This is a genomic window from Streptomyces sp. NPDC045470, from assembly GCF_040646595.1.
Taxonomy (GTDB): Bacteria; Actinomycetota; Actinomycetes; order Streptomycetales; family Streptomycetaceae; genus Streptomyces.
In genome coordinates this window covers 862,239-875,994 of sequence record NZ_JBEZAN010000002.1, presented here as the reverse complement: position 1 = coordinate 875,994, position 13,756 = coordinate 862,239, and the positions used below count along the sequence as shown (strand labels likewise).

Genomic DNA, 13,756 nt, shown 5'->3' with positions numbered 1-13,756 from the left:
CGGCCGGATCCCTCGTAAGGGTGTGCCCCGGTGTGGCGGCGCACCGGGGTGCCCCGCCGCACACGAGGCGTGCGCGCCGAGGCCCCGTATGCCTCAGTACGCCGTTTGTGCCACAGTGCGCCATTGAGGGCGATATTGACGCGCTGATACCGGGTATGTGCTGTTTACCCCCTCACCACGGACCATCCGGAGGGTGCGCGCATCGGGCTGGGAAGTGATCGGCGTGAGCGACAGTGCAGCGGCAGGGGTCCCCGAATCCGCCCCCTACGCGCCCGGACGCGGCATGATCTCCGGCTCCCCGCTCGCCGAGTGGAGCTTTCCGGCCGAGCCCGGGTCCGCCCGTACCGCCCGTGCCGTGGTCCGCGAGACACTTCAGGACTGGGGGCTGGACACCGTCGTCGACCTGGCCGTTCTGCTCGTCAGCGAGCTGGTGACCAACGCGCTGCGCTACGCCAGCGGGCCCATCGGCGTACGGATCGTCCTCAAGAGCGGGGGCGGTCTGCTCGTCGAGGTGTCGGACCCGGTGCCCGACCCGCCCCGGGAGCGCGCCGCGACTCCCGAGGACGAGGGCGGCCGGGGACTCCAGCTGGTGGCGTGCACGTCACGGAGTTGGGGCACCCGACATGGCAGGACAGGTAAAACAGTGTGGTTCGAGCTGTCTGTGGCGGGTTAGGAGTCTGGTGGCGGCCTGATCGTTGCCGTTTCATTGACATTCTGTGGACGGCCTGCGATCGAGACTGTGCTGTGATCGTGAAGACCGTGTTCCGGACAGCCGCGGTGCTGGATACTCGGCTCGTCCGGTCCGGGCACGATGAGCTGGAGGGGACGGGGCTCGTGAGCGAGAAGACATCTGGCGGGGCAGGACCCGCGCAGCCTGCCGGGCCGGGCGGTACGGACGGTCCGGCGCGGCCGTCGGGCCGCTCGGCGCCGGAAGGCGCGGAAGGCCCGCCGATATGGCAGAGCAGCCCGCCCGGCTCCATCTACGACTACATCCGGGTCGCGTCCTTCTCCCTCGGTCCCGACGGACGCATCGACCGGTGGAGCGAGCGCGCGGCCGAGATGCTCGGCATCCCCGCCGCCGACGCGGTCGGCAAGGACCCGGTGGCCGCCTTCGTCCCGCACGAGCTGCGTGAACAGGCCCACCGCACGGTCTCGCAGATCCTGGACGGCCGGGAGTGGACCGGGCTGGTCCCGTACCGCCCGCGCGGCGCGGACCGGGACGACGCGCCGGACGCCGGGGACGGCAGGCTCGCGGAGATCTATGTGATGCCGTCCGAGACGGCGGACGGCGAGCGGGCCGCGGTCTGTCTCGTCGTCGACGTCCACGCGCTGCGCGGCATCGAGACCGACCTCGCGGCCTCTCAAGCCGTTTTCGGCCAATCTCCGATGGGTTTCCTGCTCTTCGACACGGACCTGCGGATCCGCCGCGTCAACGAGCGGTTCGCGACCGTCTTCGGCGGCCCCGCGGCCAAGTACCGCGGGGGCGGGCCGCACGACTTCCTGCCCCGCTCCGAGGCCGAGCGGCTGCAGTCGGCGCTGCGGCGGGTGCTGGAGACGGGGGAGCCGGTCGGCGAGATGCAGCTCGTCGGTACGGTCCCGGCGCCCGCGCACGCCTCCTCCGCCGCCATCCCCGCCCCCACCGCTCCCGAGCCCTCCGCCCCCGCGGGCGCGGCGTACGCCTCCGGGGCCACCGGTACGGCCTACCCGTCCGCCCCCTCCGGGACGGCGTACCCGTCCGCGTCGGCCGGTACGGCCTACCCGTCCGGACCTTCGGGCCCGGCGTACCCCTCCACGCCGGGAGGTGAGGCCGACCGGCGCCGCTGGTCCGTGTCCCTGTACCGCCTGCACGGCGCCAGCGGCCGCCCCATCGGGGTCGCCGCGCTGGCCGCCGACGTGACGGGCCGCCGACGGGCCGAGCGGGAGGCCGCGAGCGCCCGCCGCAACCTGGCGCTGCTCAACGAGGCCGGTGCCCGTATCGGCAACTCCCTCGACCTGGAGACCACCGCCCGCACGCTGCTCGACGTGGCCGTGCCGCAGTTCTGCGACCTGGCCTCCGTGGACCTCTACCAGGGCCTGCTGGCCGGCGACGAGGCTCCGCCGGGGATGGCCGACGGCAGCGCCGAGCTGCGCCGGGTCGCCTTCTCCAGCGCCGTCTCGGACGCGCCGCTGGCCACCATGGCCTGCGACGTGCCCGAGGGCGAGGCGGGGCCGGTCGCGGTCGGCGCCGTCCACCGCTACCCGTTCAACTCCCCGTGCGCGGGCGCGCTGCGTACGGCGCAGGCGCAGATCATCCCGGGCCGGGAGAACGAGGAGCGGGCCGAGCTGGGCGCCGTGGTGCACTCGACGCTCGCCGTGCCGATGGTCGCCCGCGACACGGTGGTCGGGCTGGTGCAGTTCTCCCGGACGAAGGGCAGCGAGCCGTTCGGTGAGCGGGACACCGCCCTCGCGGTCGACCTGGCCGCGCGCGCCGCGGTCTGCATCGACAACGCCCGGCTGTACCGCAGGGAGCACGAACGCGCCCTGATCCTCCAGCGCAGCCTGCTGCCGCCGGGCGACCCCGAGGCGGCCGGCCTGGACATCGCCTGCCGCTATCTGCCGGGCACGACGGCCACCGAGGTCGGCGGTGACTGGTTCGACGTCATCGAGCTGCCCGGCCACCGCACCGCGCTCGTCGTCGGTGACGTGATGGGGCGCGGGCTGCGCGCCGCCGTCGCGATGGGCGAACTGCGGACGGCCGTACGGACCCTGGCCCTGCTCGACATGGAGCCGGCCGAGGTGCTGTCCGCGCTCGACGAGATCGCACGCGGGCTCGGCGCGACCGGCGGCGGCGCCCGTACGACGTCGCGCGCCCCGCGCAGCCGTTCCGCGCCCCCCTCCGGCGCGCAGGCGGGCTCCCCGGCGGACGCCTCGCGCTGCGGCTCCGGCACCGCCGACCTCTCCGAGGTCTACCTCGCCACCTGCGTCTACGCCGTGTACGACCCGGTCACCCGGCGCTGCACCTTCGCCAACGCCGGGCACCTGCCGCCCGTCATGGTCGAGGAGGGCGAGGAGGCGCTGCTGCTGGACGTGCCGCCCGGTATGCCGCTGGGCGTCGGCGGCGAGCCGTTCGAGGAGACCGAGGTCGAACTGCCCGACGGCGCGCTGCTCGCCCTCTACACGGACGGCCTGGTCGAATCCCGTGACCACCCGCTGGACGAGGGCCTGCGCGCCTTCCAGACGGCCCTGTCGGAGGCCGGGCGCCCGCTGGAGGACGTCTGCGACCACGTACTGAACGCGCTGGACACCCGGCACGGCGAGGACGACATCGCGCTGCTGATGGCCCGCGTGCACGGGCTGCCCAAGGACTCCGTCGGTGACTGGAACCTGGCCCCCGAGGCCCGCTCGGTCTCCCGCGCCCGTGAGCTGGCCCGCGACCAGCTCACGGACTGGGGGCTGGAGGCCCTGGTCGACACCACCGAACTGCTGGTCAGCGAGCTGGTCACCAACGCGCTGCGGCACGGCCACGGCGAGATCCGGCTGCGGCTGCTGCTGGACCGGACCCTGGTGTGCGAGGTGTGGGACGCGGACCTGGCGCAGCCCCGCCGCAGGCGGGCCCGGGACACCGACGAGGGCGGCCGCGGCCTCCAGCTCGTCGGGCTCCTCAGCGCGGGCTGGGGCAGCCGTCGGACCCCGCGCGGCAAGACCGTCTGGTTCGAACTGCCGCTCCCGGACGGCGACACCGCCCTGCCCGATCCGGCGGACGCTCTGCTGAGCCTGTTCTGACGGGCGCGGTTCCGGTCCGGCTCAGGCGCGGCCCCGGCGCACCGGCCGTCGTTAAGCTGGTGGCATGGCGGATCTCGACGAGCCCGTCCACGTCGTTGCCTACGATCCGGCCTGGGCGCGGCGGGGCCAGGCACTCGTCCGCGACCTCGCGCGCCGGCTGGCATGGGCCGCCGCCGACGTCGAGCACATCGGCTCGACGTCCGTGCCCGGGCTGGCCGCCAAGCCCGTTGTCGACGTACAGGTGGGCTGCGCGCCCGCGCTGGTCCCGGCTGTCGTCGCGGCCGTCCAAGGCATGGGGTTCGAGCACCTCGGCACTGCCGGTGTCCCCGGTCGCGAGTACCTCAGAAGACGTCCCGCGGACCCCGCCAACGTCCACGTCGTGGAACGCGACGGGCACCTGTGGAGGGACAACATGGTCTTCCGGGACTTTCTCCGGGCCCGTCCGGACGTCGCACGACGGTATGCCCGTACCAAGCGCGAAGCGGCGGAGCGGGCCCCCACGCTGCTCGCCTACTCCGCGCTCAAGGCGCACGTGGTCGCCGAGATCATGGCGGCGGCCCGTTCCGGCCCCGGCGCGTGAGCAGCCGGAGGCGGCCACGGTCACGCCGCCGCCCCCGTACTCGTACCGCCTGCCCTCAGCTCACTCCCTCCGCCGCCGGATCTTGTTCCCCAGCCACACCAGCGGGTCGTACTTGCGGTCGGCCGCGCGTTCCTTCAGGGGGATCAGGGCGTTGTCGGTGATGCGGATGTGTTCGGGGCAGACCTCGGTGCAGCATTTGGTGATGTTGCAGTGGCCGAGGCCGTGGTCCTCCTGGGCGGTGCGCTTGCGGTCGAGGCCGGACTCGTGAGCGGCGTCCAGCGGGTGCATGTCGAGTTCCGCGACGCGCATCAGGAAGCGGGGGCCGGCGAAGGCGGTCTTGTTCTCCTCGTGGTCGCGGACGACGTGGCAGGTGTCCTGGCACAGGAAGCACTCGATGCACTTGCGGAACTCCTGCGAGCGGCCGACGTCCTCCTGCCGCATGCGGTACTCGCCCGGCGCCAGCTCCGGCGGCGGGACGAAGCTGGGGATCTCGCGGGCCTTGGTGTAGTTGAAGGAGACGTCCGTGACCAGGTCGCGGACGACCGGGAAGGCCCGCATCGGGGTGACGGTGACGGTCTCGTCGCGCTCGAAGACGGACATCCGGGTCATGCACATCAGGCGGGGCCGGCCGTTGATCTCCGCGCTGCACGAGCCGCACTTGCCCGCCTTGCAGTTCCAGCGCACCGCGAGGTCGGGGGCCTGGGTGGCCTGGAGGCGGTGGATGATGTCGAGGACCACCTCACCCTCGTTGACCTCGACCCGGAAGTCCGCCAGGCCGCCGCCGTCCGCGTCGCCCCGCCAGATCCTGAAGTGCGCCTTGTAGGCGTCGGACTGCGCGCTCACCGGCTCGCCCCCTCGTCGTCGGCTCCTCCGGTGGCGGCTGCCGCCGGGCCGCTGTCCGCCGCCAGTTCGTCGTCCGTCAGGTACTTCGCCAGTTCGTCCCGCTCGAAAAGGGCCAGCAGGTCGGGCCGGACGGGCGGATTCTCCCGGCGGGACAGGCGGATCTGGCCGACGGCCGGGTCCCGCGGGGGAAGGTCCGCGCCGTCCTCGGCCAGCTCGCAGACCAGGTTGATCCGTCGCCAGCGCCGGTCCATCTCCGGGTAGTCGTCCCGGGTGTGCCCGCCGCGGGACTCCCTGCGCTCCAGGGCCGCGCGGGCCACGCACTCGCTGACCAGCAGCATGTTGCGCAGGTCGATGGCCAGGTGCCAGCCGGGGTTGTACTGCCGGTGGCCCTCGACCCCGGCCCGGCGGGCCCGTGTCCGCAGGTCGGCGAGGCGTTCCAGGGCCTCCTCCATCTCGCCCTGCCTGCGGATGATGCCGACCAGGTCGTTCATCGTCCGCTGGAGTTCCTGGTGGAGGGTGTACGGGTTCTCGGCGGGGCGCCCGGCGTGGTGCGCGTCGGACCCCTCGGCGCTGAACGGGCGCAGCGCCTCCGCCTCCGCGGCGTCGAGCTGGAGCGGGTCGGCGGCGGGCCGTACGGAGCGGGCGCGCGCGTACTCGGCCGCGTACAGGCCCGCGCGGCGGCCGAAGACCAGCAGGTCGGAGAGGGAGTTGCCGCCGAGCCGGTTGGAGCCGTGCATCCCGCCTGCCACCTCGCCGGCGGCGAACAGGCCGGGGACGCCGGTGGCCGCCGCGGTGTCCGGGTCGACGTCCACGCCGCCCATCACGTAGTGGCAGGTCGGCCCGACCTCCATCGCCTCGGCGGTGATGTCCACGTCCGCCAGCTCCTTGAACTGGTGGTGCATGGAGGGCAGCCGCCGCCGGATGACCTCGGCGGGCATCCGGGTGGAGACGTCGAGGAAGACACCGCCGTGCGGGGAGCCGCGGCCCGCCTTGACCTCGGCGTTGATGGCGCGCGCGACCTCGTCGCGGGGGAGCAGCTCGGGCGGGCGGCGGTTGTGGTCCGGGTCCTCGTACCAGCGGTCGCCCTCGTCCTCCGACTGGGCGTACTTCTCCTTGAAGACGTCCGGGATGTAGTCGAACATGAAGCGCTTGCCGTCGCTGTTGCGCAGCACCCCGCCGTCGCCGCGTACGGACTCGGTGACGAGGATGCCCTTGACGGACGGCGGCCAGACCATGCCGGTCGGGTGGAACTGGACGAACTCCATGTTGATCAGCGGCGCCCCGGCGAGCAGTGCGAGCGCGTGCCCGTCGCCGGTGTACTCCCAGGAGTTGGACGTGACCTTGAAGGACTTGCCGATGCCGCCGGTCGCCAGGACCACCGAAGGGGCCTGGAGGACGAAGAAGCGGCCGGATTCGCGTTCGTAGCAGAACGTGCCGGCCACCCGCCCCTCGTCCTTGAGGACACGGGTGACGGTGCATTCCTGGAACACCTTCAACCGGGCCTCGTACGAGCCGAGTTCGCGTTCGTCCTCCTGCTGGAGGGAGACGATCTTCTGCTGGAGGGTGCGGATCAGCTCCAGGCCCGTACGGTCGCCGACGTGCGCCAGGCGCGGGTACTCGTGGCCGCCGAAGTTGCGCTGCGAGATCCGGCCGTCGGGGGTGCGGTCGAAGAGCGCGCCCCAGGTCTCCAGCTCCCAGACCCGCTGCGGCGCCTCGCGGGCGTGCAGCTCGGCCATCCGCCAGTGGTTGAGGAACTTGCCGCCGCGCATCGTGTCGCGGAAGTGCACCTGCCAGTTGTCGCCCTCGTTGACGTTGCCCATGCTGGCCGCGATGCCGCCCTCGGCCATGACCGTGTGGGCCTTGCCGAACAGCGACTTGCAGATCACCGCCGTACGCATCCCCTGCTCACGGGCCTCGATGGCGGCGCGCAGCCCGGCGCCGCCCGCGCCCACCACGACCACGTCCCACTCCTGCCGGTCGAGCTGCGTCATCACAAGGCACCCTTCCTAGAAGAAGCGCGGGTCGTCGAAGACCCCGGTGGCGAGGAGGAAGACGTAGAAGTCGGCGGCGGCCACGCTGATCAGCGACGCCCAGGCGAGCGCCGCGTGCCGGGCGTTGAGCCTGCCGACCCAGCCCCACAGGCGGTAGCGCACCGGGTGTCTGGAGAAGTGCCGCAGCCGGCCGCCGACGATGTGCCGGCAGGAGTGGCAGGAGAGGGTGTACGCCCAGATGAGGACGATGTTGACGAGGAAGACGAGGGTGCCGAGGCCCATGTGGCCCCACTCGTAGTCCGCGTTCCGGAAGGTGAGCAGGGTGTCGTAGGTGAGGATGCCCGCGACCAGCACCGCGAAGTAGAAGAAGTAGCGGTGGATGTTCTGGAGGATCAGCGGGAAGCGGGTCTCGCCGGTGTACTTCTTGTGCGGCTCGGCGACCGCGCAGGCCGGGGGCGAGGCCCAGAAGCCGCGGTAGTACGCCTTGCGGTAGTAGTAGCAGGTCAGCCGGAAGCCCAGCGGGAAGATCAGGATCAGCAGCGCGGGGGACAGGCCCCACCAACTGCCGAAGACGTCCCAGTTGGGCCCGCCGCGCATCGGGTGGCAGTTCTCCGCCAGGCACGGCGAGTAGAACGGCGAGACGTACGGTGCGGCGTAGTAGTCCGCGTTCGCGAACGCCCGCCACGTCGAGTACACGACGAAGGCGAACAGGCCCGCCGCGGTCGTGGCCGGATACAGCCACCATCGGTCGGTGCGCAGGTGGCGGGCGGCTATCGCGGCGCGCGAGGGAGCGTGGACGCCGGTGCCGGGCGGACCGGCCGCGCCCTTCGCGCCGCTTGCCTCGGTATGCGGTTGGGGTTCGGTGCCAGTGGCCAACGTCGGTCTCCGTAGACGGCTGTCCGGTGGTGGGACGGGTGGCGCTCAGCGGCGGTACGGGTGGGGGCTACGGTGCCCGGCGGTCGCGGGCGCCGAGGCCCTCGTCCTCCGCGTCGGCCCACAGGGCGGCGTCGTACGGCGCGTCCGGGATGGTCACCATCTCGGGGACGGGCGCCGAGGGGCGGCCGGTGCGCGGGCCCACGGTGTACGCGGGCCGCCCGCCGGGCGCGTCCGCGCTGCCGTCCCGCAGCAGTTGCAGGCTCTCGCGCAGATGGTCCGTGTCGCTGCGTACGCGCCGGATGTCCAGGCCGCCGCCGACCTGTGCCTCCAGTCGTCCGACCGACCGTTCCAGGTCGTCCAGACTGCGCTGAGCTGCCGTCAGATCGTCCTGCAAGGACATGACTTGCCTCACCTCCGCGGGTGTGGTCGGCGCGCCCTCGCCGCTCGCCCGGACCCGTCCGGGCGCAGCGGCGTGCGCCTGCGAGTGTCGCGCGTCACAGTCGCGATTGGGAAGGGATCTGCCGTGATTCCGGAACCGGACCGGCGTGTTTCGGCACGTGTGCGCCCTCGGTCCGCGCCGGAGGGCGTGCTTTTGTACGGCGGCGTGTACGCCCGCGGACGCGGCACCCGTACGCCCTCCCGGTCGGTGCGGGCGGGCCCGTGACGGGAACCGCGCAGCCCGCCGTACGGGACCGCGCGCGCCGGGCACGGGGGCGGCCGGGAGCGGAAACGGTTGGGCCGGGCGGGTGGCCTTCGCGGCGGCCGCCGACGTGTCGCCCGCCCCGGTGGCGGCCGGTCCCCTTCAGTGGTGGAGCCATAGATGTGATGAGCCGCAAAGTCGGCCGAACGTGATCCGTGGCCCCGCGGCCCGCCGCGGCGGCGCCGCGGCGCGGGCGAGCCCCGGAGGTAACCGTGATGACCCACCCCGTCAGCTCAGGCGGCGCGGCCTGCCGCAGGCGCCGCTGCGCCGCGCTCCTCGCTGCCGGAGTGCTGCTGCCGCTGCCGGTCCTGACCGGCTGCGGCGGAGGCGACGACGCCGAGCAGGCAGGCCCCGGTGCCCAGGACATCTCCGTCACTCCCCGCGACAAGGTGCGCCAGGGCGGCACCCTGCGCTGGGCGGTGGACGCCGCGCCCGGCACACTGAACGCCTTCCAGGCGCGCGCGGACGCGGCCACGCGGCGCGTCACCGACGCCGTACTGCCCCGGCTGTTCACCCTGGACGAGCGGGGCCGCCCGCAGCGCAACCCGGATTTCCTGGACGCCGCCGACGTCACCGACCGCGAGCCCCGCCAGACCGTCGTCTACAAGATCAACCCGAAGGCGCGGTGGAGCGACGGCCGGGCCGTCGGAGCGGACGACTTCGCCGCGCAGTGGAAGGCGTTGAACGGCAAGGACAACGCCTACTGGAGCGCCCGCAACGCCGGGTACGACCGCATCGAGAAGGTCGGACGGGGCGGCGGCGCGCACGAGGTCGAGGTCACCTTCACCAAGCCGTACGCCGACTGGAAGTCACTGTTCACGCCGCTGTACCCGAAGAGCGTGACGGGCGACGCGCGCGCCTTCAACGACGGCGCCCGTGAACAGCTCAAGGCGGTGGCCGGGCCGTTCACGGTGCGGGAGCGGGACAGCGAGGCCGGCACGCTCACCCTCGCGCGCAACCCGAAGTGGTGGGGCGCCCGGCCCAAGCTGGACACCATCGTGCTGACCGCGCTGCCCCGCGAGAAGCGGGCCGCGGCCCTGGTGGCGGGCAAGGTCGACCTGGCCGAGGTGGACCCCGCGGACGCCCGGGCGATCATCGCGGCGCGCAAGCCCGCGGCCTCGCGGTCGGCCGACCCCGGAACACCGGGCGGCAGCCCGTCCGGCCCCGGGTCGCCGGGAGCCGGCTCACCGAGCGCGGGAACACCGGGCGCCTCGGAGACCGGGCGCGTCGAAGACGCCGACGCCGGGCGCTCCCCGGCCCCGCGCGGCGACGACGCCCCGCCGCGCAAGGTGTCCGCCGCCGAGCGGGACGCCCTGCGCCGCTTCACCGTCCGCAAGGCCCTGGAGCCCGCCTACACCCAGCTCGCCCTCAACGGCAGCACCGGCCCGCTCAACGACGACCGGGTGCGCCGCGCGGTGGCCCGCGCCGTCGACCGGCAGAAGCTGGCCGACTTCGTACTCAAACCCCTCGGTCTGCCGAACCGGCCGCTGGGCAGCCATCTGCTCATGACGGGCCAGCCCGGGTACGCGGACCACAGCGGCGCCCTCGGCGGACCGGACACCAAGGCCGCACGGGCGATGCTGGCGGACGCGGGCTGGCGGGCGCCGGGCGGCGCCCCGGCGCAGCCGCGGGACCCGGAGAAGAAGGTGGACGCCGACCGGGGCGGTTCCGACGACGGCAAGGCGGGCGACCGGGAACTCGCGGCCGCCGGACCGGTGACACCGCTGTCCGCGGTCGGCGTACGGTCCGCCGACCTCCAGCGGTCCACGCTGCTGCGGCAGAGCGCCGGCCTCTACAAGGACGTGGCGGCGAACCTGCGCACGGCGGCCCGGGGGGACATCACCGTCGCGGCGTACGCGGACTACCGGCGCTTCGAGATGCTGGCGGCCGGCGCGCTGACCGCCGCCGAGATGATCGAGGTGGCCCCGGCCGCCGGCGGCCGGGGCACCGGTACGGAGGGAGCGGGTCAGGTCAGGGCGGCCGACGGCAAGCCGGTCGAGGGCGGCCTGGCCGCCCCGGTGGACGCCTTCCGCGACCCCACGGCCCGCGGCCCGGTCCCCGCCCTCAAGAAGGACGGCAAGCCGCTCGTCCTGCGCTTCGTGCTCCCCGACGGCCCGGGTTCCGAACGGCTGCGGACGGTCGCCGACCGGATCTCCGGGATGCTCGCCCGCATCGGGGTGCAGACCGCCGTGCAGAAGGTGCCGGACAAGAGCTACTTCGAGGACCACATCGCGGCCGGCGACTTCGACCTGGCGCTCTACACCTGGCCCGGCTCCGCCTATCCGGCCACCGACGGCCGCCCCATCTACGCCAAGCCGCAGCCCGCGGCCGACGGCAGCCTCACCGTCGAGCAGAACTACACCCGGGTCGGTACCGACCACATCGACCAGCTCTTCGACCAGGCGGCCGCCGAGCTGGACGAGGACGCCTCCCGCGAGCTGGTCGACCGCGCCGACGCGCGGATCTGGGCGGCGGCCGGGTCCGTACCGCTCTACCAGCGGCCCGAGGTCGTCGCGGCGAAGGAGAGCCTGGTCAACGCGGGCGCCTTCGGCTTCGCGACCCCGCGCTTCCAGGACATCGGTTACAAGAAGTGAGGGGCCGGGCGTAGCGGACGAGCGGATTCGGCGGCCGGGCCCGATGACCGGACCTGGCGGCCGGGTCCGACGGGGGACCCGACGACCGGAACCGGCGGCCGGACCCGACAACCCGACCGGCGGCCGGCCGGAGCGGTCCCCCGCCCGGCCGGCCGCGTGCCACGCCCCGGTCACGGCCGGACGCTCCCCCGGGCGAAGCGGGCGTGCGCCCCGGCGCGCAGTGCCCGTTCGATTCAGCATCTCCGCAGGTCGGAGGCGGTTCTGCGGCCCAGGGGCGGCCGATGCCGCGGCAGCCCCGTACCATGGGGTGAGGCCGTGGCGTCTTCATGCCCGGCAGGCACACGTACCGGACCGTACGTGCCGCCATCCACGATCCGGGAGAAGCGCCGCAGTATGCCCACGCGCCACGACATTCGTAACGTCGCCATCGTCGCCCACGTCGACCACGGCAAGACGACCCTCGTCGACGCCATGCTCAAGCAGGCCGGCTCCTTCGCCGCGCACGCTGCCGAGTCCCTCGACGACCGCATGATGGACTCGAACGACCTGGAGCGTGAGAAGGGCATCACGATCCTCGCCAAGAACACGGCGGTGAAGTACCACCCCAAGGATGGCGGCGACGTCATCACCATCAACATCATCGACACCCCCGGCCACGCCGACTTCGGTGGCGAGGTCGAGCGCGGCCTGTCGATGGTGGACGCGGTCGTGCTGCTGGTGGACGCCTCCGAGGGCCCGCTGCCGCAGACCCGCTTCGTGCTGCGCAAGGCGCTGGACGCGAAGATGCCGGTCATCCTGTGCATCAACAAGACCGACCGCCCGGACTCCCGGATCGCCGAGGTCATCGACGAGACCTACGACCTGTTCCTGGACCTGGACGCGGACGAGGACCAGATCGAGTTCCCGATCGTCTACGCCTGCGCCCGTGACGGTGTCGCCTCGCTGACCAAGCCGGAGGACGGCACGGTCCCGCAGGACAGCACCAACCTGGAGCCGTTCTTCAGCACCCTGCTGGAGGCCGTCCCGGCCCCCGAGTACGACGAGTCGGCGCCCCTCCAGGCCCACGTCACCAACCTCGACGCGGACAACTTCCTCGGCCGTATCGCGCTGCTCCGCGTCGAGCAGGGCGAGCTGCGCAAGGGCCAGACCGTCGCGTGGATGAAGCGCGACGGGTCGGTCCAGAGCGTGCGCATCACCGAGCTGATGATGACCGAGGCGCTCACCCGCAAGCCCGCCGAGGTGGCCGGCCCCGGCGACATCTGCGCCGTCGCCGGTATCCCCGACATCATGATCGGCGAGACGCTGGCCGACCCGGAGAACCCGGTCGCGCTGCCGCTGATCACGGTCGACGAGCCCGCGATCTCGATGACCATCGGCACCAACACCTCGCCGCTGGTCGGCCGCGGCGGCACCGGCAAGGGCGCGGACGCCAAGGCCGCGACCAAGGACCGCAAGGTCACCGCCCGCCAGGTCAAGGACCGGCTGGACCGCGAGCTGATCGGTAACGTCTCGCTGCGCGTCCTGGACACCGAGCGCCCCGACGCCTGGGAGGTGCAGGGCCGCGGTGAGCTGGCGCTGGCCATCCTGGTCGAGCAGATGCGCCGCGAGGGCTTCGAGATGACCATCGGCAAGCCGCAGGTGGTCACCAAGGAGGTCGACGGCAAGACCTACGAGCCCGTCGAGCGCATGACGATCGACGTGCCCGAGGAGCACATGGGCGCCGTCACCCAGCTCATGGGTGTCCGCAAGGGCCGGATGGACAACATGTCCAACCACGGCTCGGGCTGGGTCCGCATGGAGTTCGTCGTGCCGTCCCGCGGTCTGATCGGCTTCCGTACGGAGTTCCTGACCAACACCCGCGGCACCGGTATCGCGCACTCCATCCACGAGGGCCACGAGCCCTGGTTCGGCACGCTGACGACCCGCAACAACGGTTCGCTGGTCGCCGACCGGGCCGGCGCGGTCACCGCCTTCGCGATGACCAACCTCCAGGAGCGCGGTGTGCTCTTCACCGAGCCGGGCACCGAGGTGTACGAGGGCATGATCGTCGGTGAGAACTCGCGCTCCGACGACATGGACGTGAACATCACCAAGGAGAAGAAGCTCACCAACATGCGCTCCTCCTCCGCCGACTCCTTCGAGGCGATCGTGCCGCCGCGCAAGCTCTCCCTGGAGCAGTCGCTGGAGTTCTGCCGCGACGACGAGTGCGTCGAGGTGACCCCGGAGGCGGTCCGTATCCGCAAGGTCGTCCTGGATCAGAAGGAGCGCGGCCGCACCGCTTCGCGCGCGAAGCGGTAATACGCACCGAGGCGCCGGGCGGACACGCTGGGTAATGACCCGCGGCCGCCCGGCGATTACGCTCAGCGAGCGCCCCACCGGATTTCCGATCCGGTGGGGCGTTTTCCGTTTA

9 protein-coding genes are annotated in these 13,756 nt (G+C 72.8%); 5 read left to right on the top strand and 4 right to left on the bottom strand.

Features of this window, described 5'->3' with window-relative positions; all coding sequences use genetic code 11:
* Window positions 1–283 precede the first annotated feature (283 nt).
* The 3 genes from AB0A97_RS10195 to AB0A97_RS10185 all read left to right on the top strand — a co-directional run bounded on the left by AB0A97_RS10195 (window position 284) and on the right by AB0A97_RS10185 (window position 4,342).
* Window positions 284–673 (top strand): ATP-binding protein, encoded by a 390-nt coding sequence (locus AB0A97_RS10195; RefSeq protein ID WP_361147410.1) that lies wholly within the window; start codon window positions 284–286, stop codon window positions 671–673.
* A gap of 278 nt (window positions 674–951) precedes the next feature.
* Complete coding sequence (locus AB0A97_RS10190; RefSeq protein WP_361147407.1) at window positions 952–3,762, top strand: SpoIIE family protein phosphatase; 2,811 nt, start codon at window positions 952–954, stop codon at window positions 3,760–3,762.
* Between the two features lie 64 nt (window positions 3,763–3,826).
* Window positions 3,827–4,342, top strand: coding sequence for a GrpB family protein (locus AB0A97_RS10185; protein WP_361147139.1), 516 nt, complete (start codon window positions 3,827–3,829; stop codon window positions 4,340–4,342).
* 60 nt (window positions 4,343–4,402) lie between these two features.
* Here the strand turns inward: AB0A97_RS10185 and AB0A97_RS10180 are convergent, their stop codons facing one another.
* The 4 genes from AB0A97_RS10180 to AB0A97_RS10165 form a co-directional block, all read right to left on the bottom strand.
* The gene (locus AB0A97_RS10180) at window positions 4,403–5,185 is read right to left on the bottom strand and encodes a succinate dehydrogenase/fumarate reductase iron-sulfur subunit (RefSeq protein ID WP_361147136.1); all 783 of its coding nucleotides are present in this window, start codon (window positions 5,183–5,185) and stop codon (window positions 4,403–4,405) included.
* Window positions 5,182–7,176, bottom strand: coding sequence for a fumarate reductase/succinate dehydrogenase flavoprotein subunit (locus tag AB0A97_RS10175; protein ID WP_361147133.1), 1,995 nt, complete (start codon window positions 7,174–7,176; stop codon window positions 5,182–5,184). The genes AB0A97_RS10180 and AB0A97_RS10175 overlap by 4 nt, the downstream gene beginning before the upstream one ends.
* Window positions 7,177–7,191: 15 nt before the next feature.
* On the bottom strand, window positions 7,192–8,052 hold the full coding sequence (locus AB0A97_RS10170) for a hypothetical protein (protein ID WP_361147131.1): 861 nt from the start codon (window positions 8,050–8,052) through the stop codon (window positions 7,192–7,194).
* 67 nt (window positions 8,053–8,119) lie between these two features.
* A complete protein-coding gene (locus AB0A97_RS10165; RefSeq protein ID WP_361147128.1) occupies window positions 8,120–8,452 on the bottom strand; it encodes a hypothetical protein in 333 nt (110 codons plus the stop codon).
* A gap of 515 nt (window positions 8,453–8,967) precedes the next feature.
* On the opposite strand from AB0A97_RS10165, the gene AB0A97_RS10160 reads away from it, so the two are divergent.
* Complete coding sequence (locus tag AB0A97_RS10160; protein ID WP_361147125.1) at window positions 8,968–11,346, top strand: ABC transporter substrate-binding protein; 2,379 nt, start codon at window positions 8,968–8,970, stop codon at window positions 11,344–11,346.
* A 393-nt stretch (window positions 11,347–11,739) separates the two neighbouring features.
* Window positions 11,740–13,644 (top strand): translational GTPase TypA, encoded by a 1,905-nt coding sequence (gene typA, locus AB0A97_RS10155; RefSeq protein WP_361147122.1) that lies wholly within the window; start codon window positions 11,740–11,742, stop codon window positions 13,642–13,644.
* Window positions 13,645–13,756: the final 112 nt, after the last annotated feature.

What these genes read in the sequence shown, in the direction of transcription:
- AB0A97_RS10195 (WP_361147410.1), top strand. Translation starts at nt 284, where the DNA reads ATGATCTCCGGCTCCCCGCTCGCCGAGTGGAGCTTTCCGGCCGAGCCC.
- AB0A97_RS10185 (WP_361147139.1), top strand. Translation starts at nt 3,827, where the DNA reads ATGGCGGATCTCGACGAGCCCGTCCACGTCGTTGCCTACGATCCGGCC.
- AB0A97_RS10175 (WP_361147133.1), bottom strand. Translation starts at nt 7,176, where the DNA reads ATGACGCAGCTCGACCGGCAGGAGTGGGACGTGGTCGTGGTGGGCGCG.
- AB0A97_RS10165 (WP_361147128.1), bottom strand. Translation starts at nt 8,452, where the DNA reads ATGTCCTTGCAGGACGATCTGACGGCAGCTCAGCGCAGTCTGGACGAC.
- AB0A97_RS10160 (WP_361147125.1), top strand. Translation starts at nt 8,968, where the DNA reads ATGACCCACCCCGTCAGCTCAGGCGGCGCGGCCTGCCGCAGGCGCCGC.
- typA (WP_361147122.1), top strand. Translation starts at nt 11,740, where the DNA reads ATGCCCACGCGCCACGACATTCGTAACGTCGCCATCGTCGCCCACGTC.